Annotated in this window: 1 pseudogene; it reads right to left on the reverse strand. The window is 45.9% G+C overall.

The features are described 5' to 3' along the window. Positions 1-9: 9 nt before the first annotated feature. Positions 10-597: pseudogene (locus KGF65_RS16815) on the reverse strand (IS5 family transposase); the annotation flags it as partial.

Here is a 597-nt window from a genome sequence, read left to right on the forward strand (position 1 = left end):
AGAACGTGTTTAGAATCTTTTCAAGAGTATTCGCAGGAAGGCTAAGCTAATCATCATCTTACTGGTGTTCAGCTTTCGCTCACAATTGCGCCAGAGGCGCCGATATTTTCCTAGCCAGCTAAAACTGCGTTCGATAACCCAGCGTTGCGGGGTCACTTGACCGTGCCTAAGGTCACTCTGTTTAGCAATAATGACTTCAGCGTTAATCATTGCCTGAACTGATTGAGCAAAGTTGTTACCAGTATAACCACCATCGGCCATTACTCGTTGAACCAGGTCAAACTGTGATTTGTTTAACGCCAGTAGCGCATTGGCGCCATCACGCTCAGAAACATTGGCGGTTGTCACATGGACTGCCATCGGCAGCCCATTGATATCTACAGCAAGATGGCGCTTAATCCCACTCACCTTTTTACCACCATCGTAGCCGCTACTTTCAGCAGGATCGGTATTCTTGACACTTTGAGCATCTAGAATGATGAACGATGTATAAACTGAACGCTTCTGAGCCAACCGATGTTGGCTGACAATTTTTTTAAAACCTTATCCAGAGGAGTGATACCAGCAGGAGATGGCGTTTTAGTCCAAAGTAACCAG

The organism is Lactiplantibacillus sp. 30.2.29 (assembly GCF_018991255.1).
GTDB classification, from domain to species: domain Bacteria; phylum Bacillota; class Bacilli; order Lactobacillales; family Lactobacillaceae; genus Lactiplantibacillus; species Lactiplantibacillus pentosus.